Origin of the sequence: Agromyces sp. PvR057, from assembly GCF_040547485.1 — a bacterium.
In the GTDB taxonomy this organism is placed as follows: domain Bacteria; phylum Actinomycetota; class Actinomycetes; order Actinomycetales; family Microbacteriaceae; genus Agromyces.
On record NZ_JBEPPT010000001.1, the window covers coordinates 198,274 to 221,053 of the forward strand.

Annotated in this window: 18 protein-coding genes; 13 read left to right on the forward strand and 5 right to left on the reverse strand. The window is 72.8% G+C overall.

Annotated elements, in window-relative coordinates; genetic code table 11:
* Positions 1-5 precede the first annotated feature (5 nt).
* Entirely contained in the window at positions 6-3,542 is a 3,537-nt protein-coding gene (gene metH / locus ABIC29_RS00915; protein WP_502915458.1) for a methionine synthase, read from the forward strand.
* A gap of 223 nt (positions 3,543-3,765) precedes the next feature.
* Positions 3,766-4,857 carry a TerC family protein gene (locus tag ABIC29_RS00920; RefSeq protein WP_354241921.1) on the forward strand — a complete coding sequence of 364 codons (1,092 nt, stop codon included), beginning with the start codon at positions 3,766-3,768 and terminating at the stop codon, positions 4,855-4,857.
* On the opposite strand, the gene ABIC29_RS00925 is transcribed toward ABIC29_RS00920, so the two are convergent.
* Positions 4,835-7,984 carry an ATP-binding cassette domain-containing protein gene (locus tag ABIC29_RS00925; protein ID WP_354241924.1) on the reverse strand — a complete coding sequence of 1,050 codons (3,150 nt, stop codon included), beginning with the start codon at positions 7,982-7,984 and terminating at the stop codon, positions 4,835-4,837. The genes ABIC29_RS00920 and ABIC29_RS00925 overlap by 23 nt on opposite strands.
* A gap of 22 nt (positions 7,985-8,006) precedes the next feature.
* Positions 8,007-8,570 carry a hypothetical protein gene (locus ABIC29_RS00930; RefSeq protein WP_116080441.1) on the reverse strand — a complete coding sequence of 188 codons (564 nt, stop codon included), beginning with the start codon at positions 8,568-8,570 and terminating at the stop codon, positions 8,007-8,009.
* A gap of 80 nt (positions 8,571-8,650) precedes the next feature.
* Here ABIC29_RS00930 and ABIC29_RS00935 point away from each other — a divergent pair, with 80 nt between their 5' ends.
* From ABIC29_RS00935 to ABIC29_RS00945, 3 genes are read left to right on the forward strand one after another with little or no spacing between them, the layout of a single operon-like run.
* Complete coding sequence (locus ABIC29_RS00935) at positions 8,651-9,577, forward strand: 1,4-dihydroxy-2-naphthoyl-CoA synthase (RefSeq protein ID WP_116080442.1); 927 nt, start codon at positions 8,651-8,653, stop codon at positions 9,575-9,577.
* Between the two features lie 34 nt (positions 9,578-9,611).
* Complete coding sequence (locus ABIC29_RS00940) at positions 9,612-10,856, forward strand: AMP-binding protein (protein ID WP_199471225.1); 1,245 nt, start codon at positions 9,612-9,614, stop codon at positions 10,854-10,856.
* Positions 10,857-10,903: 47 nt separating this feature from the next.
* Positions 10,904-11,890, forward strand: a complete 987-nt coding sequence (locus ABIC29_RS00945) for a 1,4-dihydroxy-2-naphthoate polyprenyltransferase (RefSeq protein ID WP_116080443.1) — start codon at positions 10,904-10,906, stop codon at positions 11,888-11,890.
* Between the two features lie 105 nt (positions 11,891-11,995).
* Here ABIC29_RS00945 and ABIC29_RS00950 read toward each other — a convergent pair whose 3' ends face one another.
* Positions 11,996-12,319: a DUF4229 domain-containing protein gene (locus ABIC29_RS00950; RefSeq protein ID WP_158551731.1), complete on the reverse strand. Its 324-nt coding sequence runs from the start codon at positions 12,317-12,319 to the stop codon at positions 11,996-11,998.
* A gap of 72 nt (positions 12,320-12,391) precedes the next feature.
* Between ABIC29_RS00950 and ABIC29_RS00955 the strand changes: the two genes are divergently transcribed.
* The 3 genes from ABIC29_RS00955 (at position 12,392) to ABIC29_RS00965 (ending at position 15,594) form a co-directional block, all read left to right on the forward strand.
* The gene (locus tag ABIC29_RS00955) at positions 12,392-12,838 is read left to right on the forward strand and encodes a PLD nuclease N-terminal domain-containing protein (RefSeq protein ID WP_116080445.1); all 447 of its coding nucleotides are present in this window, start codon (positions 12,392-12,394) and stop codon (positions 12,836-12,838) included.
* Positions 12,831-14,621, forward strand: a complete 1,791-nt coding sequence (gene menD, locus ABIC29_RS00960; protein WP_116080446.1) for a 2-succinyl-5-enolpyruvyl-6-hydroxy-3-cyclohexene-1-carboxylic-acid synthase — start codon at positions 12,831-12,833, stop codon at positions 14,619-14,621. The genes ABIC29_RS00955 and menD overlap by 8 nt, the downstream gene beginning before the upstream one ends.
* A 118-nt stretch (positions 14,622-14,739) precedes the next feature.
* Positions 14,740-15,594: a PPK2 family polyphosphate kinase gene (locus tag ABIC29_RS00965; protein WP_116080447.1), complete on the forward strand. Its 855-nt coding sequence runs from the start codon at positions 14,740-14,742 to the stop codon at positions 15,592-15,594.
* 21 nt (positions 15,595-15,615) lie between these two features.
* Here ABIC29_RS00965 and ABIC29_RS00970 read toward each other — a convergent pair whose 3' ends face one another.
* Together ABIC29_RS00970 and ABIC29_RS00975 are read right to left on the reverse strand one after the other, a co-directional pair.
* The gene (locus tag ABIC29_RS00970; RefSeq protein WP_354241935.1) at positions 15,616-16,935 is read right to left on the reverse strand and encodes an isochorismate synthase; all 1,320 of its coding nucleotides are present in this window, start codon (positions 16,933-16,935) and stop codon (positions 15,616-15,618) included.
* Positions 16,936-17,000: 65 nt separating this feature from the next.
* On the reverse strand, positions 17,001-17,285 hold the full coding sequence (locus tag ABIC29_RS00975) for a DUF427 domain-containing protein (protein WP_354241938.1): 285 nt from the start codon (positions 17,283-17,285) through the stop codon (positions 17,001-17,003).
* 130 nt (positions 17,286-17,415) lie between these two features.
* On the opposite strand from ABIC29_RS00975, the gene ABIC29_RS00980 reads away from it, so the two are divergent.
* The 5 genes from ABIC29_RS00980 to ABIC29_RS01000 all read left to right on the forward strand — a co-directional run bounded on the left by ABIC29_RS00980 (position 17,416) and on the right by ABIC29_RS01000 (position 22,740).
* Positions 17,416-18,123, forward strand: coding sequence for a class I SAM-dependent methyltransferase (locus ABIC29_RS00980; RefSeq protein WP_116080449.1), 708 nt, complete (start codon positions 17,416-17,418; stop codon positions 18,121-18,123).
* A gap of 169 nt (positions 18,124-18,292) precedes the next feature.
* On the forward strand, positions 18,293-19,417 hold the full coding sequence (locus ABIC29_RS00985; RefSeq protein ID WP_116080450.1) for a polyprenyl synthetase family protein: 1,125 nt from the start codon (positions 18,293-18,295) through the stop codon (positions 19,415-19,417).
* Between the two features lie 60 nt (positions 19,418-19,477).
* Positions 19,478-20,857, forward strand: a complete 1,380-nt coding sequence (locus ABIC29_RS00990) for an FAD-dependent oxidoreductase (protein WP_116080451.1) — start codon at positions 19,478-19,480, stop codon at positions 20,855-20,857.
* Positions 20,858-21,006: 149 nt separating this feature from the next.
* Positions 21,007-21,702: a prepilin peptidase gene (locus tag ABIC29_RS00995; RefSeq protein ID WP_354241941.1), complete on the forward strand. Its 696-nt coding sequence runs from the start codon at positions 21,007-21,009 to the stop codon at positions 21,700-21,702.
* 27 nt (positions 21,703-21,729) lie between these two features.
* Positions 21,730-22,740, forward strand: a complete 1,011-nt coding sequence (locus tag ABIC29_RS01000) for an alpha/beta hydrolase (protein ID WP_354241944.1) — start codon at positions 21,730-21,732, stop codon at positions 22,738-22,740.
* Positions 22,741-22,780: the final 40 nt, after the last annotated feature.

Here is a 22,780-nt window from a genome sequence, read left to right on the forward strand (position 1 = left end):
GCGCGATGGGCACCATGTTGCAACGGCACGAGCCGACGCTCGACGACTACCGCCAGCTCGAGGGCTGCAACGAGATCCTCAACGTCAGTCGTCCCGACATGATCGCCGACATCCACGACGAGTACCTCGCCGTCGGCATCGACGCGATCGAGACGAACACGTTCGGCGCGAACTGGTCGAACCTGTCGGACTACGGCATCGACGACCGAATCCACGAGCTCGCCGAGGCCGGCGCCCGCATCGCGCGCGAGCGCGTCGAGGCCGCCGAGGCCGCCGACGGCCGCGTGCGCTGGGTGCTCGGGTCGATGGGGCCGGGCACGAAGCTGCCGAGCCTCGGGCACACCACGTACGACCACCTCAAGCAGACCTTCGCGCTGCAGGCGGAGGGACTCATCGACGGGGGCGCCGACGCGTTCCTCATCGAGACCTCGCAGGACCTCCTGCAGACCAAGGCCGCCGTCAACGGCTGCAAGCAGGCCATCGTGAGCCGCGGCATCCGCCTGCCGATCTTCGTCGAGGTCACGGTCGAGACCACCGGCACCATGCTCATGGGCAGCGAGATCGGCGCCGCGCTGACGGCCCTCGAGCCGCTCGGCGTCGACGCGATCGGCCTCAACTGCGCCACCGGCCCCGCCGAGATGAGCGAGCACCTGCGGCACCTCTCCAAGCACTCGCGCGTGCCCGTGGCGTGCATGCCGAACGCCGGGCTGCCCGTGCTCGGGGCGAACGGCGCGCACTACCCGCTCGAGCCCGCAGAGCTCGCGACCGCGCACGAGCAGTTCGTGCGCGAGTTCGGCCTCGGCCTGATCGGCGGATGCTGCGGCACGACGCCCGAGCACATGCAGGCCGTGGTCGACCGACTGCGGCCGCTGCGCGCCTCGCTCACCGCAGGGGCGGATGCCGCGGCATCCGCTCGCGACCCGAAGCCCGAGGCGGGCGTCGCGAGCCTCTACCAGCACGTGCCGCTCCACCAGGACGCGTCGTACCTCGCGATCGGCGAGCGCACGAATGCGAACGGGTCGAAGGCGTTCCGCGAGGCGATGCTCGCCGGCGAGTGGGACGAGTGCGTCGAGATCGCGCGCAACCAGATCCGCGTCGGCGCGCACCTGCTCGACGTGTGCGTCGACTACGTGGGCCGCGACGGCGTCGACGACATCCGCGAGGTCGTGTCGCGCTTCGCGAGCGCCTCGACGCTGCCGCTCGTGATCGACTCGACCGAGCCCGCCGTGATCGCCGCCGGACTCGAGCTCATCGGCGGCCGACCCGTCGTGAACTCGGTCAACTATGAAGACGGCGACGGCGCGACGAGCCGGTTCGGGCGCATCATGCCGCTCGTGAAGGAGCACGGCACGGCCGTGATCGCGCTCACGATCGACGAGCAGGGCCAGGCCCGCACCGCCGACGACAAGATGCGCATCGCCTCGCGTCTCGTCGACGCGCTCGTCGACGAGTGGGGCATGCGCGTCGAGGACCTCATCGTCGACTGCCTCACGTTCCCGATCGCGACCGGGCAGGAGGAGACCCGCCGCGACGCGATCGAGACGATCGAGGCGATCCGCCGCCTCAACGAGAAGTACCCGGGCATCCACACGACGCTCGGCGTCTCGAACGTGTCGTTCGGCCTCAACCCGGCCGCGCGCAGCGTGCTGAACTCGGTGTTCCTGCACGAGGCCGTCGAGGCCGGACTCGACTCCGGCATCATCGACGCCGCGAAGATCGTGCCGCTCGCCTCGCTCTCCGAGGAGCAGCGCAAGGTCGCGCTCGACCTCGTGTGGGACCGCCGCGAGTACGACGCCGACGGTGCGACGACCTACGACCCGCTCTCGAGCATGCTCGACCTCTTCGCGGGCGTCGACACCGCCGCCCTGCGCGACCAGCGGGCGGCCGAGCTCGCCGCGCTGCCCGTGGGCGAGCGCCTCGAGCGCCGCATCATCGACGGCGCGTCGAAGGGCCTCGAGGCCGACCTCGACCTCGCCCGCGAGGGCGGCCTGAGCGCGCTCCAGATCATCAACGACCACCTGCTCGAGGGCATGAAGGTCGTCGGCGAGCGCTTCGGCTCCGGCGAGATGCAGCTGCCGTTCGTGCTGCAGTCCGCCGAGACCATGAAGGCCGCGGTCGCCCTGCTCGAACCCCACATGGAGAAGGCCTCGTCCGGCGGCAAGGGCAAGATGGTCATCGCCACCGTGCGCGGCGACGTGCACGACATCGGCAAGAACCTCGTCGACATCATCCTCACGAACAACGGCTACGAGGTGATCAACCTCGGCATCAAGCAGCCGATCGCCGACATCATCGCGGCGGCAGAGGAGCACGACGCCGATGTCATCGGCATGTCGGGCCTGCTCGTGAAGTCGACCGTCGTGATGAAGGAGAACCTGCAGGAGCTGCAGTCGCGGGGACTCGCGAAGAAGTGGCCGATCATCCTCGGCGGCGCCGCCCTCACGCGCGCCTACGTCGAGGACGACCTCGCGAGCCTCTTCGACGGCGAGGTCCGCTATGCCCGCGACGCGTTCGAGGGACTCACGCTCATGGAGCCGCTCGTGAAGGTCGCGCGCGGCGCCGACCCGGCGCAGGTCGGGCTCCCGGCGCTGAAGAAGCGCATCCACAGTGCGGGGTCGAAGCTCACGCTCACCGAACCCGAGGCCATGCCGGGGCGGTCGGATGTCGCATCCGACAACCCGATCCCGGCGCCGCCGTTCTGGGGCACGCGGATCGTGAAGGGCATCGCGCTCGCCGACTACGCCGCGTTCCTCGACGAGCGGGCGACGTTCATGGGGCAGTGGGGCCTGAAGCCCGGGCGAGGTGAAGACGGCCTCTCCTACGAGCAGCTCGTCGAGACCGAGGGGCGCCCGCGCCTGCGGTACTGGCTCGACCGCATCCTCGGCGAGGGCATGCTCGACGCGTCGGTCGCCTACGGCTACTTCCCCGTCGTGAGCGAGGGCGACGACCTCATCGTGCTGCACCACGGCGACGACCCCACGGGCGCACTCGGGCCGGCCGGCCTCCTCGCGCCCGACGGCGGCTCGGGCGGCGCGCCTGGGGAGGAGCGGCTGCGCTTCCACTTCCCGCGGCAGCGCCGCGACCGTCACCTGTGCCTCTCGGACTTCGTGCGCTCGAGGGAGTCGGGCCAGGTCGACGTGCTGCCCGTGCAGCTCGTGACCGCGGGTGCGCACATCGACCAGGTCACCGCGAAGCTCTTCGCCGAGAACCGCTACCGCGACTACTACGAGCTCAACGGGCTCGTCATGCAGCTCACCGAGTCGCTCGCCGAGTACTGGCACGCCCGCATCCGCTCCGAGCTCGGGTTCTCAGCGGAAGACCCGACCGACACCGCCGGCCTCTTCAAGCTCGAGTACCGCGGTGCGCGGTTCTCGCTCGGCTACCCGGCCTGTCCCGACATGGAGGACCGCCGCAAGGTCGTCGAGCTGCTGAAGCCCGAGCGCATGGGCGTCGAGCTCAGCGAGGAGCTGCAGCTGCATCCCGAGCAGTCGACGGACGCGTTCGTGTTCCACCACCCCGAGGCGAAGTACTTCTCGGTCTGAGGACGGTCGGTCGGCGGACCCGGTCTCGACGATCTCGGTGAACCCGGCGTCTTCTCAGGAAGGAATCGGCCGCCGCCCGTAGGCTCGCAAGTCCAAGGGGAGTACTCCGACACGGTCGGCTCGTCATTACGGATGCAGGGCGCATCCCGGGCCACCGGTCCTCGTTCACGAGGATGGAGAAGACCTTGACGTCCATCAGCGACGCCGAGGTCTGGAGCACCCGTTGAGCATCTCCCCACTCGTGTGGATCGTCACGATCGCCGTCACGATCGCCTTCTTCGTCTACGAGTTCTTCGCGCACGTGCGCAAGCCGCACGAGCCGTCCGTCGGCGAGTCGGCTCGCTGGTCGGCGTTCTACATCGGCCTCGCCGTGCTGTTCGGCGTCGGGGTCGGAGTGGTCTCGGGCTGGACCTACGGCGGCGAGTACTTCGCCGGCTACCTCACCGAGAAGGCACTGTCGATCGACAACCTCTTCGTGTTCCTCATCGTGATGACCGGCTTCGCGGTGCCGAAGATCTCCCAGCAGAAGGTGCTGATGATCGGCATCGCGATCGCGCTGATCCTGCGCGGCGCCTTCATCGCGGTCGGCGCGACCCTGATCGAGAACTTCTCGTGGGTCTTCTACCTCTTCGGCGCCCTGCTGCTCGTGCTCGCGTACCGCCAGGCCTTCAGCGGCCACGAGAGCGACCCGTCGCAGGGGCGGTTCATGCGCCTCGTACGCCGCATCCTGCCCGTCAGCGACGAGTACGCCGAGGATCGCCTGACGGTTCGCAAGGGCGGCCGCCGGTTCGTCACGCCGATGATGCTGACGATCATCGCGATCGGCTTCGTCGACCTGGTCTTCGCCGTCGACTCGATCCCGGCGATCTACGGGCTGACCGAGGAGGCGTACCTCGTCTTCACCGCGAACGCGTTCGCCCTCATGGGCCTGCGACAGCTCTACTTCCTCATCGGCGGGCTGCTCGCGCGCCTCGTGTACCTCGCGCAGGGCCTCGCCGTCATCCTCGCGTTCATCGGCGTGAAGCTCGTGCTGCACGCCATGCACGTCAACGAGCTGCCGTTCGTCAACGGCGGCGAGCCGATGCTGTGGGCTCCCGAGATCCCGATCTGGTTCTCGCTGCTGTTCATCGGCGCCACCATCGCGGTCGCGACGGCAGCGAGCCTGCTGAAGACCCGTGGCGAACGCGGTCGTTCAGATGCGGTCGCGGAATCCGGCGACGTGGACGCCGGAACCGCCGACGTGGATGGCGGACCCGAAGACGCGCCGGCCGGACCCGAAGATCTGGGCGCCGTCAGCGCCCGGTCGACGAGCTGACGAGGCGGCTCGTCGAAGCCTCGCCGGCATGCGCCGACGGACCCGCCTTGCCCGATGCGCCGGGCCCGACGGGCTTGGCGCGCCGCAACGCGGCGAGCACGGCCGAGCCGATCACGACGAGGCCGATCACGGTCGTGACCGCCCGCAGGGTGTCCCAGGTGATCGTCGAGGTCACGAGCGAGTACAGCAGGAAGCTCGAGAGGTTCTCGCCGAGCGGCGCTCCGGGCTCGTAGGAGATGCCCGACCCGGTGCCGACCGCGAACGGCCAGAACCACAGGTTCATGATGAGGCCGAAGGCGTACGACGCGAGCACGCCGTAGACGGCGAGCATGGCGATCTCGGCGCGCCGCGGCATCCGCCCACCGCGTCGACCCGGGAGCCGTCGGGGAAGCAGCCCCGCACCGGCGCCGACCCACGCGCACGCGAACATCTGGAACGGGGTCCACGGCCCGAACGTACCGGTGACGATCGTCGAGAGCGCGATCGTGAGCAGGCCGAGCAGCAGTCCGAATCGCGGCCCGAACGCGCGCCCCGCGAGGATCAGGAGGATGAACACGGCCTCGACGCCGCCGACGCCGGTGCCGACGATGCGCACCGCGGCGCCGATCGCGGCGAGCGTGCCGAGCAGGGCGAGCGTATGCGCGCTGCGGACGGATCCGTCGAGGGCCGCGAGCACGACGACGGCGGCCAGCGGGGCGAGTGCGAGCGCCGCGACGGGCGCGGCGGCGGCGGCCTGCGACGGCAGGGCGGCCGCGACGAGCGGCCACGTGAAGGCCGCGAGCGCGACGAGGTTCGCGACGGCCAGGGCGATGACGGCCGAGCGGATGCCGCGTGCCGGGCGCTTCGGCGCGGGGGCGGCCGCCGTGCGTGTCCCTCCCGGGGCGGGCCGGACGGGCTCCGGCGTCGGCGCAGGGGCGGATGCCGACGGCGCCGGCGTCGCAATCCGGGCGGCGGATGCCGCGGCGGGCGCGGTACCGGTCGCGGGAGTCGAGGAGGCGACGTCGCCCAGCACGCCCGGCTCCGCCGCGCCGAGCCGCCCGCCCGACATCGGCAGCACGCGATCCGCGAGCGCGGCGACGAAGTCGGCGTCGTGCGTGGCGACGAGCACCGCGGCACTGCCGTCGGCGGCCCGGCACAGGGCGGTGGCGACGAGGGAGCGCGCGTCGGCGTCGAGCCCCCTGGTCGGTTCGTCGACGAGGAGGACGGCGGGGGAGTCCGCCGACTGGACGGCGATCGCGAGGCAGCGGCGCTCGCCGACGGAGAGGTCGCGCGGGTGCCGCGCGAGGCGTGCCGCGAATGCGGGCGAGTCGGCGTCGCGCCCGAGGAACGCGGCCAGCCGGCTGCTCGTCGTGCCGTGGGGGAGCCGCGCCCTGCGGTCGGTCCGCGCGCACTCGGCCGCCACGGTCGTCGCGGCGAACAGGTCGTCCGAGGCATCGGGCACGAGCGCGATGTCGCCGTTCTGCAGCCGTCGCCGCAGGCCTCGCCTCGTGACGCCGTTCTGCAGCGCGACGACCTGTTGCCGCGGCTCCGGCGGCATCGTGGCCGCGCGAATCGTCGTCACGCCCTCGTGGCCCATGGCCAGCGCGACGAGCAGGCTCGACTTGCCTGCGCCGTTCGGCCCGGTGAGCGCGACGATCTCGCCGGCCCGGAGCTCGAGGCTCGCGGCGTCGACCGCGAGGTTCGCGCCGTGTCGCACCGAGAGCTCGCGGGCACGCAGCACGAGGTCGCCGGGAATACCCGGCGTGCGAGGCTCGAGGCCGGGCGCTGAGGCCATCGCGTGGTCGGGCGCCCCGCCGCCGTCCGGTGCCGCGGTCGACGGCGGCACGCCCGCGGCATCCGTCGCGGTCGGAGTCCCTGCCGGGACGTCCGTCGCCCCGACCGCGCCGGCATCCGCAGTCGCGTCCGTCGCGCCCGCTTCGCCCACGAGTTCCCGGGCGCACCCGCCCGACACCGCGATGCGCCGGTCGGCGACGCCCGCGAACTCGGCCTGGCGGTGCTCGGCCACGACGACGCAGATGCCGGCGTCGTGCGCGAGCGCGGCGAGCAGCGCGACGATGCGCCCGCGCATCGCCGTGTCGAGGTCGGCGAGCGGCTCGTCGACGAGCAGCAGGATGGGGTGCTCGGCGATGGCCGCCGCGATCGCCACGAGGGTCGCCTCGCCGGCCGAGAGCCCGCGCAGCTCGCGCCCCAGCAGGGCACGGATGCCGATGCGCGCCGCGATCTCGTCGACCCGCGCCCTGACGATGACCGGGTCGACGCCGCGCAGCTCGAGCGCGAGGCCGATCTCGTCGTCGACCTGCTCGGTGGCGAAGCCCTCGCGTGGATGCTGCAGCACGACTCCGACGGTGCGGGCCGTGTCGCGCGGGGGCGTGAGCCCACGCTCGTGGCCGACCACGAACAGCTCGCCGTGCACGGTGCCGCCGTCGAGGTGCCCGTGCAGGCCCGCGATCGCACGGAGCAGGGTCGACTTGCCGCTGCCGGTCGCTCCCGTGACGAGCGTGAGGGTGCCGGGGGCGAGGTCGAGGGCGGGAACCACGACGGCCGCGGAGGCGTCATCACGGTGCGCGATGGCCAGGTCGCGGGCCTCGACCGGGCGCTCGCAGACGCCGTCGACCGGATGCCCCGCGAGGCCGCGCAGCTCGAGTGCCGCGGCCACCGCGGTCGCCCGCTCGAGCGTGCGCTCGAGCACTGGTGCGAGCAGCCGTGGTCCGCCGCGCTCTCCTCGCAGGCGCTGCGCGAACCGCACTCGGCGCACGGCGTCGGCGAGCGCGGGCAACCCGGCCCAGGCGACCGCGAGCGTGCGGGCGACCCCGCGCAGCGGTCCGCGCCGCGCGCCCCGCGCGAGGAGCCTCGGAACGTCGAGCACCGCGTTCAGCACGCCGAACGCGAGGATCGCGAGCGCGATCGGGACCGCGCTGAGCGCGGCATCCGCGAGCCCGTCGAGGGTCGCCGGGCCGAGCAGCACGACGTGGGAGAACGGTCGCGGAAGCGGGATCTCGGGCAGCGGCAGCACGACCGGGCCCGATCCGTCGGCGCCGTGGAAGAGCACCCGGTACACGACCCGGACCCCGATGAACCCGGCGGCGATGAGCGCCGCGGTGCGAAGGGGAGCGGGCCGCAGGGTCACCGCGTCTGGCCTGACGCGGAGGTCATGCGCTCGGGGCGGCGGGCTCGTCGTTCACCGTGAAGAGCAGCGCGAGGCGTTCGCCAGGCTGGACCTGGAGGGTGGCGAGGCCCTCCTGCGCGTAGCCCCACTCGCCGTCGACCGGCTGGGTCCAGAGCGACCAGTACGCGAAGGCGGCGGGCATCGAGGCGCACGTCTCGAAGTAGTCGGTGCCGTCGGGTGCCGTGATCGCGAAGTCCTCGGCGGGCACGCCGTCGACCCGGCACACGACCTGGTCGCCGTACTCCTCGGTGCCCTCGGTCGTGAGGCCGGCCTCGGCGACGGCGTCGCTCGCGGCGATCGGGGCGTCGGCCTCGATGCAGGTGACGCCCGCGGGCGACTCGTCGAGCTCGATCGCGGCGGAGAGCTCGACGACGACCTCGACGCCGGCGCACGCGTCGCCGTCGCCGTCGGCGCCGGCTTCGGTGGACGCCGAGGCGGATTCCGTGGGCGACTCGGTCGGCGCCCCGTCGGAGGGTGCGCACGCGGCGAGCGTCAGCGTCAGCAGGAGGGCGGCGGTGGCGGCGAGGGCGCGCGAAGTCGTGGTCACGTTCCAAGGGTAGAGGGCGTGCGAGCCGGTCGCGGATCTGTGTCACCGTGCGTACGGCGGCGGGTCGTTAGGCTGGAGAGGTGAGCGTTTCCGAACTGTTCGATGCGAGCGAGTGGGTCGACGCGGCATCCGCCGTCGCCGGTGACGCGGGGCTCTCCGACATCACCTACCACCACTCGACCGACGGGCGCATCGCCCGCATCGCGTTCGACCGGCCGGAGGTGCGCAACGCGTTCCGGCCGCACACGGTCGACGAGCTGTACCGCGCGCTCGAGGATGCGCGCACGAACCCGCGCATCGGCGTCGTGCTGCTGACGGGCAACGGCCCGAGCGCGAAGGACGGCGGCTGGGCGTTCTGCTCGGGCGGCGACCAGCGCATCCGCGGTCGCGACGGCTACCAGTACTCCGCCGACGAGTCCGAGGTCGTGCGCGATCCGGGCGCCGCCGCGAGCACCGGGCGCCTGCACATCCTCGAGGTGCAACGGCTCATCCGCTTCATGCCGAAGGTCGTCATCGCGGTCGTGCCCGGCTGGGCGGCGGGCGGCGGCCACTCGCTGCACGTGGTCTGCGACCTCACGATCGCGAGCCGCGAGCACGGGCGGTTCAAGCAGACCGATGCGGATGTCGGCAGCTTCGACGCCGGCTACGGCAGCGCCTACTTCGCCCGCCAGATCGGGCAGAAGTTCGCCCGCGAGGTGTTCTTCCTGGCCGAGGAGTACTCGGCCGACCGCGCCCACGAGATGGGCGCCGTGAACCGGGTCGTGCCGCATGCCGAGCTCGAGCGCGAGGCGATCGCGATGGCCCGCACGATCCTCACGAAGTCGCCGACGGCGATCCGCATGCTGAAGTTCGCGTTCAACGCGGTCGACGACGGCATGGTCGGCCAGCAGGTGTTCGCCGGCGAGGCGACGCGCCTGGCCTACGGCACCGACGAGGCCGTCGAGGGCAGGGACTCGTTCCTCGAGAAGCGCGACCCCGACTGGGGCCCGTACCCCTGGCACTACTGATGCCGGTTACCGCAAACCGGTCGAGCAGGTTACGGTGACGGCCCCGAAACCCCTCATCAGGGTCGCGGCCGGCGACACCGCTGCGTTGGTCGCCCAGTTGCGCGAGGCCGTGCTCTTCGACGAGGCCGCGCTCGCCGTGCTCCCCGTGCCCGGCGATGCCGAGCCGTCCCGCGACGACCTCATCGCCGCGCACGTGCCCCCCGACGTCGCCCTCGTCGTCGAGACGAGCGGGTCGACGGACGCCCCGAAGCGCGTCATGCTCTCGGGGCACGCCCTGAGGGCGAGCGCCCACGCGACCGAGCAGTGGTTCGGCGGGCAGCGCGGACAGTGGCTGCTCGCCCTGCCGGCCACCTACATCGCGGGAGCCCAGGTGCTCGTGCGCTCGATCCTCGCGGGCACCACGCCGGTCGTGCTGCCGCAGGGCGGCTTCACGCCCGCCGCGTTCGTCGAGGCCGCGCGCACGCTCGACCCCGACCATCCGTGGTTCACCTCGCTCGTGCCGGTGCAGCTCGCGCGCCTCGTCGAGGCCGCCGAGCACGATCGGTCGGTCGGCACCGCGCTCGGGTCGTTCGACCGCATCCTCCTCGGCGGTCAGGCCGCTCCCGCAGGACTCGTGGAGCGGGCCCGAGCGCTCGGCGCGCACGTGCATCGCACCTACGGGTCGAGTGAGACCGCCGGCGGCTGCGTCTACGACGGGCGGCCGCTGCCCCGCGTCGACGTGCGCGTGGTCGACGGCGAGGTGCAGCTCAGCGGTCCGATGCTCGCGAGCGGCTACCTGGATGATCCCGAACGCACCGCCAGGGCGTTCACGACGGATGTCGACGGCATGCGCTGGTACCGCACGGGCGACCTCGGCGAGCTCGTGCCCGACGAGAACCCCGATCACCACCCGCTCGAACGCCTGCGCATCACCGGCCGCGCCGACGACGTCATCATCTCGGGCGGCGTCAAGGTCGCGCTCGGCGAGGTCGAGCGCGCCGTGCGCGCCGTCGCCGGGTTCGCGGCCGCCGTCGTGCTGCCCGCGGCCGACGCCGAGTGGGGCGAGCGCCCGGCGGTCGTCGTCGAGCGAGCGGATGCCGCGGCATCCGTCGCCCTCGAGGCCCGCACGCCCGAGACGCGCGCCCTCGAGACCCTGGCCGCCGCCACCGATGCCGCCGGCCTGCCGCCCGCCGCGCGCCCGGTGCGCCTCCTCGTGCTCGAACGGATGCCGCAGCTCGCCTCGGGCAAGCCCGACCGCCGTGCGCTCGCCGCCCTCCTCGCACGCGAAGCGGGGTCATAGGAACGGCGAACTACCATGATCGTGTGGCACGCCCGAAACCCCAGCGCATGAACCAGGCCGACCCCAAGCGGCGCCCGACCGCCGTCTCCCGCTCCGGCAACCCCGCGAAGGCCGCCGAGGCCGCGAAGGCCGGCCCGGCACGCGCCGCCCGCACGCGCCTGACGCCAGGCGACTGGATCGCGGGTGCGCGGCTGCGCACGCTTCCGCTCGCCATCGCGCCGGTCGCGCTCGGCACGGGAGCCGGCGTGGTGGCCATCGCCGACGGCGCGTGGCATCCGACCCGCTTCGCGCTCGCGCTCATCGTCGCGCTCGCGCTGCAGATCGGCGTGAACTACGCCAACGACTACTCCGACGGCATCCGCGGCACCGACGACCACCGGGTCGGGCCCGCACGGCTCACCGCCTCCGGCCTCGTGAAGCCGAAGGTCGTGCTCGCCGTCGCGCTCGGCTTCTTCGGCGTCGCCGCGCTCGCGGGCCTCGCCCTCACCGTGATCACGCAGCAGTGGTGGCTGATCGCGGTCGGCGCGGTCGCGATCGTCGCGGCCTGGTTCTACACCGGCGGCAAGCGCCCCTACGGCTACGCGGGCCTCGGCGAGGTGTTCGTCTTCGTGTTCTTCGGCCTCGTCGCGACCGCCGGCTCCGCCTACGTGCAGGCGCTCACCGTCAACCTCGAGGCCTGGCTCGGCGGCGTCGGCGTCGGCCTGCTCGCGTGCGCGGTGCTCATGGCGAACAACCTGCGCGACGTCGATCAGGACCGTCTCGCCGGCAAGCGCACCCTCGCGGTGCTCGTCGGGCCGATCGCCGGACGGATCCTCTTCGTCGTGTTCATGCTCGTGCCGTTCGCCATCGTCGGCGCGCTCGCGCTGTTCTACCCGACGGCGGTGCTCGTGTTCTTCGCGCTGCTGCTCGCCCTGCCGGCGTGCCTCATCGTGATCACCGCCAGGACGCCGCGCGAGCTCATCCTGGCGCTGCAGCTCGCGAGCTTCACGGCGCTCGCCTACGGCATCGGCCTGGGGCTCGCGATCGCGCTCTGAGGCGCCGATGGGCTGAGGCGCCGATGGGCTGATGCGCCGATGGCTGCGTCGTCGACGCGGTCAGCCGTCGAGGCGACGGCAGCGGATGCCGCGGGCGGCCCGCGCTCAGTCGCGCGCGGTCTCGGCGGTCGGGCCGTCGTGCGGTGCGCGTGCCGACGGCCGCACGGGCGCGGCGTCGATCGCGGCATCCTCTTCGGCGTCGTCGTCGTGCACGAGCGGGGTCTCGCGGTGCCGTGCGGCGTACAGGTCGCCGGACATCGACTCGCGAGGGCGTCGCAGGAAGATCAGCGACGCGCTCAGCCCGAACAGCGCGGCCACCAGGGCGGCGATCCAGCCGGGAACCCCGGCGATGAGCAGCACGATGAGGGGCACCGCGAACAGCAGGATGCGCAGGGCGGTGTACCAGATCCAGACGGGCACGGACTTCACCATCCAAGTGTAGGTCGGGCAGCCTGTGCGCACTCCCAGCCGGATCGCCGCGCACACGCCTAGACTGACGGGATGTTACGGGTCTGGTTCGTCGTCGGCATCGCCGCCGTGATCTTCTGGATCTACGCGATCGCCGACTGCGCGTTCTTCGATCGATCCCGCATCCGCGGCGTGAGCCGGGGCTGGTGGGTCGCGATCGTCGTGCTCATCCCGGTGATCGGCGCGATCCTCTGGTTCATCATCGGTCGCGGCCGTGCCTATCGCCAGGGCGGCAAGGGGCCGATCGCGCCCGACGACGATCCCGACTTCCTCCGCGGGCTCCGGGCCGACGCCGAGCAGGACGAACGCATCCGCCGCCTCGAGCAGGAGCTCGCCGACCTCGACGGCGACGACGGCAAGAAGGGCGGCCCGAAGAAGGCCGGCCCGAAGGGCGAGCCGCAGGAGCCGCAGGAGCCGAAGCACCACGACGGTCCCGACGCCACGGGCGAGGCGGGAGCCTCCGGCCGGCCGAATGGCTGAGGCGTCGGGCGCACGCCCGACCCCGCACGACCGCAGCCCCGCGTCCGCCTCGGCCCTCGCGCTGCTCACCGGGTTCGTGCGCGCGGGCGTGCGCGACGTCGTCGTCGCTCCCGGGTCGCGGTCGCAGGCGCTGGCTCTCGTCGCCGCCGAGCTCGAGCGGGTCGGTGCGATCCGCCTGCACGTGCGCATCGACGAGCGGAGCGCCGGATTCCTCGCGCTCGGCCTCGCGGTCGAGTCCGGGCGGCCGGCGGTCGTCATCGTCACGTCGGGCACCGCGGTCGCGAACCTGCACCCCGCCGTGCTCGAGGCGCACCACTCCGGCGTGCCGCTCATCATCTGCTCCGCCGACCGGCCGGTCGAACTCCGCGGCGTGCGGTCGAACCAGACCACCGTGCAACCGGGCATCTTCGCGGGTGCGGTGCGACTCGAGCGCGACGTTCCGGCGCCCGTCGGTGCCCCGACCGAACTCGACGCCGCCGCTCGACTCGCGCGCGTCGCGGTCGCCGTGTCGCTCGGCCGCGACGATCGGGGGGTGCCGTCGCCGCATCCGGGTCCCGGTCCCGTGCACCTGAACCTGCAGCTCACCGAGCCGCTCTCGACGGCGGTGCACCTCGACGAGGCACCGACGCCCGACCCGGGCGACCCGGTGACGACCGCTGCGACGGCCGCCTCGGCATCCGTCGATCCCGGTGCGGAGGGCGGGCCGAAGGGCGCGCTCATCGCGGCGGGCCCCCGCACGGTCGTCGTCGCCGGCGCCGGTGCCGGTCCCGGCGCGGAGCAGTTCGCCCGCGACGGCGGATGGCCGCTGCTCGCCGAGGTCACGAGCGGTGCCCGATTCGGGCCGAACCTCGTCGTCGCGTCGCGCGAGCTCCTGAACGAGCCGGGCTTCGGCGATCGCATCGAGCGCGTCGTGGTCTTCGGACACCCCACGCTGTCGCGCGAGGTCCCGGCGCTCGTGCAGCGACGCGACGTGGAGTCGATCGTCGTCGCCCCCTCCGGCATCGAGTGGTACAACCCCGGCAGGCGCGTCCGCCGGTTCGAGCGTGCGGTGCGCGCCGAACCGCAGCCGACCCCGCTGCCGCCAGGGGCCCGCGAATGGCTCGGGCGCTGGGTGCACGCGAGTCGGTCGATCGTCGATGCCGGGCTGCCGCAGACCCTCGGGCTCATGAGCGGCGTCGACGAGACCGGACACGTCTCCGACTACGCGGCGCAGCGCGAGTACATGCGCGCGCAGCTCGCCGCCGTGCGCGAACCCGTGTCGAGGCGCATGCTCGTCGACGCCGTCTGGGCGGCGACGTGGCCGCACGATCGGCTCGTGTTCGGGGCGTCGAGGCTCATCCGCGACGCCGACCGCGCCGTCACCGGACGCCGCATCACCGTGCACGCCAACCGCGGACTCGCCGGCATCGACGGCACCGTCGCGACCGCGCTCGGCATCGCCATCGCGAGCGGCGGCGTCACGCGCGCCGTGGTCGGCGACCTCACGCTGCTGCACGACGTCGGCTCGCTGCTGCTCGGCGTCGGCGAGGCGCGTCCACGCCTGCAGGTCATCGTCGGCAACGACGGCGGCGGCACGATCTTCGACGCGCTCGAGGTGGCCGGCTCGGCCGAGACCGAGGCGTTCGACCGCGTGCAGTTCACGCCGCAGGCGGTCGACCTCTCGGCGCTCGCCACGGCCTACGGCTGGGGCTACGCGCGCGCCACCACGCGCGGCGAGCTGAGCGATGCGCTCGCCGCTCCCGTCGACGGCCCGACCCTGCTCGAGGTGCCGCTGCCGCGCTGAGCCGCTGCTGCCCTGGGCCGCTGCCGCGCTGAGCCGCTGCTTCAGGGCCTTGCCGCGGCATCCGCTCGCTCGACAGGATGGAAGCCTGCGCGGCGCCGCGTCGCGCGAGGGGAGTTCCATGAACCACGCGCCGCACTGGACCGCCGACCCGATCGACCTGCTGCGCGTCGGCGCGGGGTTCCGCCTCGCCGACGTCGACCCCGGCGGCTCGCCCGGATTCGAGGGGGGCAAGGCCGCGGGCGCCGCGGCCCTCGCCTCGGGACTCGCCCGACTCGCCGACCTCCAGGAGCAGCTCTTCGCGAGCAGCCGCATGGGCGACGAGCGGCGCATCCTGCTCGTGCTGCAGGCCATGGACACCGCGGGCAAGGGCGGCATCGTGAAGCACGTGATGGGGTCGGTCGACCCGCAGGGCGTGCAGCTCGCGAGCTTCAAGAAGCCGACCGAGGAGGAGCTCGCACACGACTTCCTCTGGCGCATCCACAAGGAGGTGCCCGGCCCCGGCCTCATCGGCGTGTTCGACCGGTCGCACTACGAGGACGTGCTCATCGCGCGCGTGCGGGCCTTCGCCGCGCCCGACGAGATCGAGCGGCGGTACGGCGCCATCAACGACTTCGAGCGCGAACTCACCGCAACCGGCACGACCGTCATCAAGGTCATGCTCCACATCTCGCCCCACGAGCAGCGCGAACGCCTGCAGGACCGCCTCGACCGGCCCGACAAGCACTGGAAGTTCAACCCCGGCGACATCGACGAGCGACTGCTCTGGAACGACTACCAGCAGGCGTACCAGGCCGCCTTCGACCACACCGCGACGTCGGATGCCCCGTGGTACGTGGTTCCCGCGAACCGCAAGTGGTACGCGCGGCTGGCCGTGCAGCACCTGCTCACCGACGCGCTCGAGCGCATGGACCTCGACTGGCCGAAGGCCGACTACGACGTCGAGGAGCAGAAGGCGAGGCTCGCGGCGAGCTGACGCGGCCGGCCGGCACGGTCGCTACCCGCCGAACGCCTCGACGATGGGCCGGAACTTCATGTCGGTCTCGGCGAGTTCGTCGGCGGGCACGGAGTCGTGCACGATGCCGCAGCCCGCGTAGGCGCGCACGGTGCCATCGGCGTCGATCTGCGCGCACCGCAGGGCGATCGCCCACTCGCCGTCGCCGTCGCCGTCGACCCAGCCGACCGGGCCCGCGTACCGCCCGCGGTCGAAGCCCTCGAGCCCGGCGAGCACCGAGAGCGCCACCCGGCGCGGCGTGCCGGCGACCGCCGCCGTCGGGTGCACGGCGCGAACGAGGTCGAGCGCGGTCGACCCGTCGCCCAGCGTGCCCTTGAGGTCGGTGGCGAGATGCCAGAGGTTCGGCAGTTGCAGCGTGAACGGCTCCGGGCTCGCGTCGAGGCGGGCCGTGTGCGGCTCGAGGCGCTTGACCGCGCTCGCGACGGCCAGCGCGTGCTCGGCGCGGTCCTTGGCGGACTCGGTCAGGGCGACGGCGCGTTCGCGGTCGGAGGCCTCGCCGGCGCCGCGCGACGTCGTGCCCGCGAGCACGCGTGCCGAGACCGTGCCGTGGTCGACCCGCACGAGCGTCTCGGGGCTCGCGCCGATGAGCCCGTCGACCGCGAACACCCACGTGTCGGGGTAGTCCTCGGCGAGCCGGTTGATCGTGGCACGCAGGCCGTCCTCCTCGTGCAGCTCGCCCACGAGCTCCCTCGCGAGCACGACCTTCGCGAACTCGCCGGCGTCGATACGGCGCACCGCCTCGGCGACCGCGGACTCGTAGCGCTCGGGCGGCACCGCGCCAGGCGCGAAGGTCACGCGCGGCACGCGGCGGCGAGGCGCGGGCTCGGGGATCTCGAGCGAAACGGTCGCCGCGGCATCCGCCTGGCCGTCGTGGTCGATGTCGGACCCGTCGTCGTCCGCTGCCTGCTCCGACAGTGCGATGCGGGTGACCCAGGCGCGGCCGTCGCGGCGCCCCAGCACGAGCTCGGGCACGACGAGCACGCTCGTGGACTCCGACTCGTCGGCGAACGCGAACGCCCCGAAGGCGACGAGCCCGGTGCCCGGAAGCCCGACGCGGTCGTCGATGTCGGCGTCGGCCGAGAGCTCGGTCCAGACGGCGGCCGCGTCGGCGACCCGGTCGACTCCCGACGTCTCGATGCGCAGGGTCTCGCCGAGGCCCACGATTCCCTCGCCCCGGCGCATCCAGAGCAGCGGATGCCGCGGGTCGGCGCGCGGGATGAGCGGCGCGAGTTCGTCGACCGGTTCGGTGCGCACCACCAGGCGCGACCGGGAGCGCTCGGGCGCGGCATCCGTGTTCGTCACCGGATCAGCCTACGACTCGGCTGCTGGATGCCGGTCGAGGACCGCAGGCGCCGCCGCCGGCCGGCTCAGCCCCCGACGACCTCGACGCCGCGCCAGAAGGCGACGTGCCCGGCGATCTCGGACGCGGCCTCGGACGGCGTCGGGTAGAACCACGCCGCGTTCGGGTTGCGCGCCCCGTCGACCTCGACGTGGAAGTAGCTCGCGGTGCCCTTCCAGTGGCAGACGCTGCGGTTCTCGCTCGAGCTGAAGTGCGCGTCGACGATCGACTCGCGGGGGAAGTAGTGGTTGCCCTCGACGACGACCGTGTCGTCGGACTCGGCGATGACCGTGCCGTTCCAGATGGCCTGCATGCGTGCTCCTCGTGCTCGGTGGGCGGTGGGGCCGGATCGCGACCCAAGGGACCCAACGCCGGCGGGCCCGCGCGCATTCCACCGCATGCTTCCCAGCGGATGTACTGCGTCCGCGGCCTAGGATCGAAGGATGACGCGCGCAGATCTCGGCAAGGATCCCGGCCAGGTTTCGGCGATGTTCGACCGGGTCGCCGCCCGCTACGACCGCACCAACACCGTGCTCTCCATGGGCAACGCGCCGCTCTGGCGCGTGGCGACCACGCGCGCCGTCGCGCCGAAGCCGGGCGAGCGCATCCTCGACGTGGCGGCGGGCACGGGCACGTCGAGCGCGAGCCTGGCCGCGTCGGGGGCATCCGTCGTCGCCGCCGACTTCTCGCCCGGCATGATCGAGGTCGGGCGGGCCCGTCAGGAGCACGTGCCGAACCTCGTCTTCGTCGAGGCCGACGCGACGAACCTGCCCTTCGGCGACGATGAGTTCGACGCCGTGACGATCTCGTTCGGCCTGCGCAACGTGAACGGGCCCGAGAAGGCGCTCGCCGAGTTCCTGCGCGTGACCAAGCCCGGCGGCCGCCTCGTGATCTGCGAGTTCTCGCAGCCGCCGGCGCCCATCATCCGCCTCGGCTACCACGCCTACCAGCGCTACGCCATGCCGACGCTGGTGCGCCTCTCGAGCTCGAACGACGACGCCTACGACTACCTCAACGAGTCGATCGAGGCCTGGCCGGAGCAGCCCGAGCTCGCGGCGCTCATCCGCAGCGTCGGGTACACCGACGTCGCGTGGCGCAACCTCACCGGCGGCATCGTGGCGCTGCACCGGGCGCGCAAGCCGCGCTCCTGAGCCGTCCGGCGCTCGTGACCCGGCCGGGCCCACCGCCGCACCCCGAACGCGGTCCGGCGACGGACGCCGCGACGCGACATCCGTCACTCGCCCGCGTGTCCAACGCGGGGGCTCGCCGTGGAACCGGCGTCGACCGGGTGCACAGGTCCACCCCGATAGACTCGACAACGTGAATCCGAGCCATCCGGTCGCGCGACGCGGCTCAGCGCTCGCTGCGAACCTCGGTCTGAGCGAGCGCCTGTTCGCGTCATCCGCCGACAAGGCGATGGCGAAGGCGATCGACGAAGGCATCGATCGGGTCGAAGCGGGTCTCGTCCGTGAGGTCAGTTTCGCCGATTCGATCGCGGATGCCTCGACGCGCTACCTGCTCGACGCGGGCGGCAAGCGCGTGCGCCCGATGCTGACGCTGCTCACCGCGCAGCTCGGCGCGGGCATCACCGACGACGTCGTGACGGCCGCCGAGGCGATCGAGATCACGCACCTCGGATCGCTGTACCACGACGACGTCATGGACGACTCCGAGCGGCGGCGCGGCGTGCCGAGCGCGCAGACCGTCTGGGGCAACTCGGTCGCGATCCTCACCGGAGACCTGCTCTTCGCGCGCGCCAGCCAGCTCATGGCCGAGCTCGGCGAACGCGCCATCCGCATGCAGGCCGGCACCTTCGAGCGCCTCGTGCTCGGGCAGCTGCACGAGACCGTCGGCCCCGGCGAGGGCGACGACCCCATCGAGCACTACATCCAGGTGCTCGCCGACAAGACCGGTTCGCTCATCGCCGCCGCCGCGCAGTCCGGGCTCGTGTTCTCGGGTGCGGACCCGGCCTACGAGGCGCCCGTCGTCGAGTTCGGCGAGAAGATCGGCATCGCCTTCCAGCTCATCGACGACGTCATCGACCTGTCGCCGCAGCCCGAGACGACCGGCAAGGTGCCGGGCACCGACCTGCGCGCCGGCGTCGTCACGCTGCCGGTGCTGCGCCTCGCAGAGCTCGCGAAGACGGATGCCGCGTCGGCCGACCTGCTCAGGCGCATCGAGCGCGACGTGATGGTGCTGGCCGACCCCGCGGATGCCGGCGACCCGCACGACACGAACACGCTCGCCTCCCGCATCGTGCCGTCACGTGAGGCCGTCGACGCGATCGTGGCCGAGCTGCGCGGTCACGAGGCGACCACGGCGACCCTCGACGAGGCGCACCGCTGGGCGCGCGAGGCGATCGAGGCACTGGCACCCCTGCCAGAGGGCACCGTGAAGAAGGCGCTGATCCGCTTCGCCGAGACGGTCGTCGACCGGGCGAGCTGACGGCACGAGGCGCGACCGCGCACCGGCAACCGGAAATCCGATGATGGAGGAACGAGCACCGTGACCAGGAACAAGCTACGACTCGCGATCGTCGGTGCCGGGCCAGCGGGCATCTACGCCGCCGACATCCTGCTGAAGGCCGAGCGCAACTTCGACGTCTCGATCGACCTCTTCGACCACCTGCCGGCGCCCTACGGGCTCGTCCGCTACGGCGTCGCGCCCGACCATCCGCGCATCAAGGGCATCATCACGGCCCTCCGCGAGGTGCTCGACCGCGGCGACATCCGCATCTTCGGCAACGTGCGCTTCGGTGAGGACCTCACGCTCGACGACCTGAAGCACCACTACAACGCGGTCATCTTCGCCACCGGCGCGGTCAAGGACGCCTCGCTCAGCCTGCCGGGCATCGGCCTCGAGGGCTCGTACGGCGCCGCCGAGTTCGTGAGCTGGTTCGACGGGCACCCCGACGTGCCGCGCACCTGGCCGCTCGAGGCCCGCGAGGTCGCCGTCATCGGCAACGGCAACGTCGCGCTCGACGTCTCGCGCATCCTCGCCAAGCACGTCGAAGACCTGATGGTCACCGAGATCCCCGACAACGTCGCGGCGGGGCTCGCGGCGTCGCCCGTGACCGACGTGCACGTGTTCGGGCGCCGTGGCCCGACCTCCGTCAAGTTCACGCCCCTCGAACTGCGCGAGCTCGGCGAGCTGCGCGACGTCGACATGATCGTCGACGACGAGGACTTCGACTACGACGACGCGGCGCGCGCGGCGGTCGCCGGCAACAAGCAGGTCTTCGTCATCGACAAGGTGCTGCAGCAGTGGCGGCAGCGCTCGGTCGGCGAGGCGAGCCGCCGGCTGCACCTGCACTTCTTCGCCAAGCCGCTCGAGATCGTCGACGACGGCACCGGCCGGGTCGGGGCGATCCGGTGGGAGCGAACGAGGTCCGACGGGGCGGGCGGTGTCGTCGGCACCGGAGAGATCCGGGAGCTCCCGATCCAGGCCCTCTACCGGGCCGTCGGCTACTTCGGGTCGCAGCTGCAGGGCGTGCCGTTCGACGAGCAGCTCGGCGTGATCCCGAACCATGAGGGGCAGGTGCTCACGCGCGACCCAGAGACCGGTGAATCGCGCCAGATGTACGGCGTCTACGCCACCGGCTGGATCAAGCGCGGCCCCGTGGGCCTCATCGGGCACACGAAGTCCGACGCCATGGAGACCATCAAGCACGTCATCAACGACCTCGGCAACTGGTGGACCCCCGAGTCGCCCTCCGAGGAGTCGGTGCTCGAGCTGCTCGACTCGCGCGGCATCGCCTACACCGACCTCGACGGCTGGCACCGACTCGACCAGCACGAGCGGTCGCTCGGCGAGGCCGACGGTCGAGTGCGCATCAAGGTCGTGCCCCGCGACGACATGGTGCAGGTCTCGCGCGGCGATGCCTGACCGGGCCGCCCTGACCGCCAGCACTGATCTGCCGCGCCGACCCGGGCGTCCTGACCCGTCGTCCTCCACGAACGGATGTCGCGGGCGCGGCATGCGCTCCTGTGCACGGCGCTCGGGTCGGCGTCGGCCGAGCCGATACGCTGCCCTCCGTGCCGTACGAGTCCGTGATCGTCACCGCGCTGGGGTGCGCGGTGCTCGGCGCCGCGCTCGGCTGGTGGCCGCTCGCCGCGCGGACCGCGCGATCGCTGCGCTCGCCGAGCGGTCGTCGGGGGTCACTGCGCACGCTGCGCATCGCCGCCGCCGTGGTGACCGCCGCGACCTTCGGGGCGCTCACCGCCCGGCTCGGGGCGACCTGGGTGCTGCCCGCGGTCCTCGCGTTCGCGGCGGGCGCGACGGTGCTCGCCCTCGTGGACCTCATCGAGCACCGGTTGCCGAACGCCGTCGTGTTCCCGACGCTCGCGGCCGTCGCCGTGCTGCTGCTGCCGGCCTCGATCATGGCCGGCAGGCCGGGCGCGTTCGTCTGGGCGCTCGTCGGTGCCGCCGCCATGTTCGCGGTGTTCCTGCTGCTCGCCCTGATCTCGCCCGGATCGATGGGCATGGGCGACGTCAAGCTCGCGCTGCTCATCGGCCTCGTGCTCGGCTGGTTCGGCCTCTCGGCCTGGGTGATCGGGCTCCTCGGCGCGTTCGTCGTCGGCGGCGCGACCTCGATCGTCGCGCTCGCGACGCGCCGCGTCACCCTGCGCGGTTCGATCCCGTTCGGACCCTCGATGCTCGCCGGTGCGGTCATCGCGCTGCTCCTGGCAGGCGACGCCCCGTCGCTCCTCGGGATCCCGGCGATAGGCTGATCCCACCGAGACCCCGGGGGAGGTGTCGTGGCGGATCCGCAGTCCGAGGCGTGGCGTCCCGACGTGCTCGGGCCGGGATTCGAGCAGCTCACGCTGCCGCTCGGCACCGACGACGAGGGTGACGTCGTCGCGACGCTCGTGCGCCACGTGCCCGGGTTCCGGTGGCCGCTGCGGCGCGGCGCGGCATCCGGCATCGACGTGCTCTACGTGCACGGCTGGAGCGACTACTTCTTCAACCCCGAGCTCGCACGCTACTGGTCCGACGCGGGAGCCCGGTTCTTCGCGCTCGACCTGCGCAAGTACGGCCGGAGCCTGCGCCCCGGGCAGACCCCCGGCTTCGTCACCGACCTCGCCACGTACGACGACGACCTCGAGGCGGCGCTGACGGCCATGGGGCACGGGCGCGGCGCCGCGGCATCCGCCCGATCGCTCGTGCTGCTCGGCCACTCGACCGGCGGACTGACGCTCAGCCTCTGGTCGGCGCGCAACCAGGGGAGGGCGGCGGCGCTCGTGCTGAACAGCCCGTGGCTGGAGTTCCAGCTGAGCAGCGCCGGCCGTGCGGCGCTCGCACCCGTCATCGGGTGGGGCGCGCGCGTGAACCCGCTCGGCCCGATGCCGAACGTCGATCTCGGGTTCTACACGCGCACCGTCGCGAAGGAGTTCGGCGGCGAGTGGGAGTACTCGCACGAGTGGCGGCCCGACCGCGGATTCACGGTGCACCCGGCCTGGCTCACGGGGGTGCTCGCCGGGCACGCGACCGTCGCCGGCCGCATCGACGTCGGGGCGCCCGTGCTCACCCTGCTCTCGAAGCGGTCGACGCTGCTGCCCCGGTGGGACGAAGCCATGCGCTCATCGGACATCGTGCTCGTCGTCGACGAGATCGCGGAGCGCACCCTCAGGCTCGGGCCCCAGGTGACGGTCGCCCGCATCGACGGCGCGCTGCACGACGTGTTCCTCTCGCGCGAGCCCGTGCGGGCCGCCGCCTACGCCGCGATCACGCGCTGGCTGCGGGGCTACGCGCCGCGCCGCGCGCGCTAGCCCGCGCGCCTCCCCTCTCCCTGCCCCGTCGCGGCCGGAG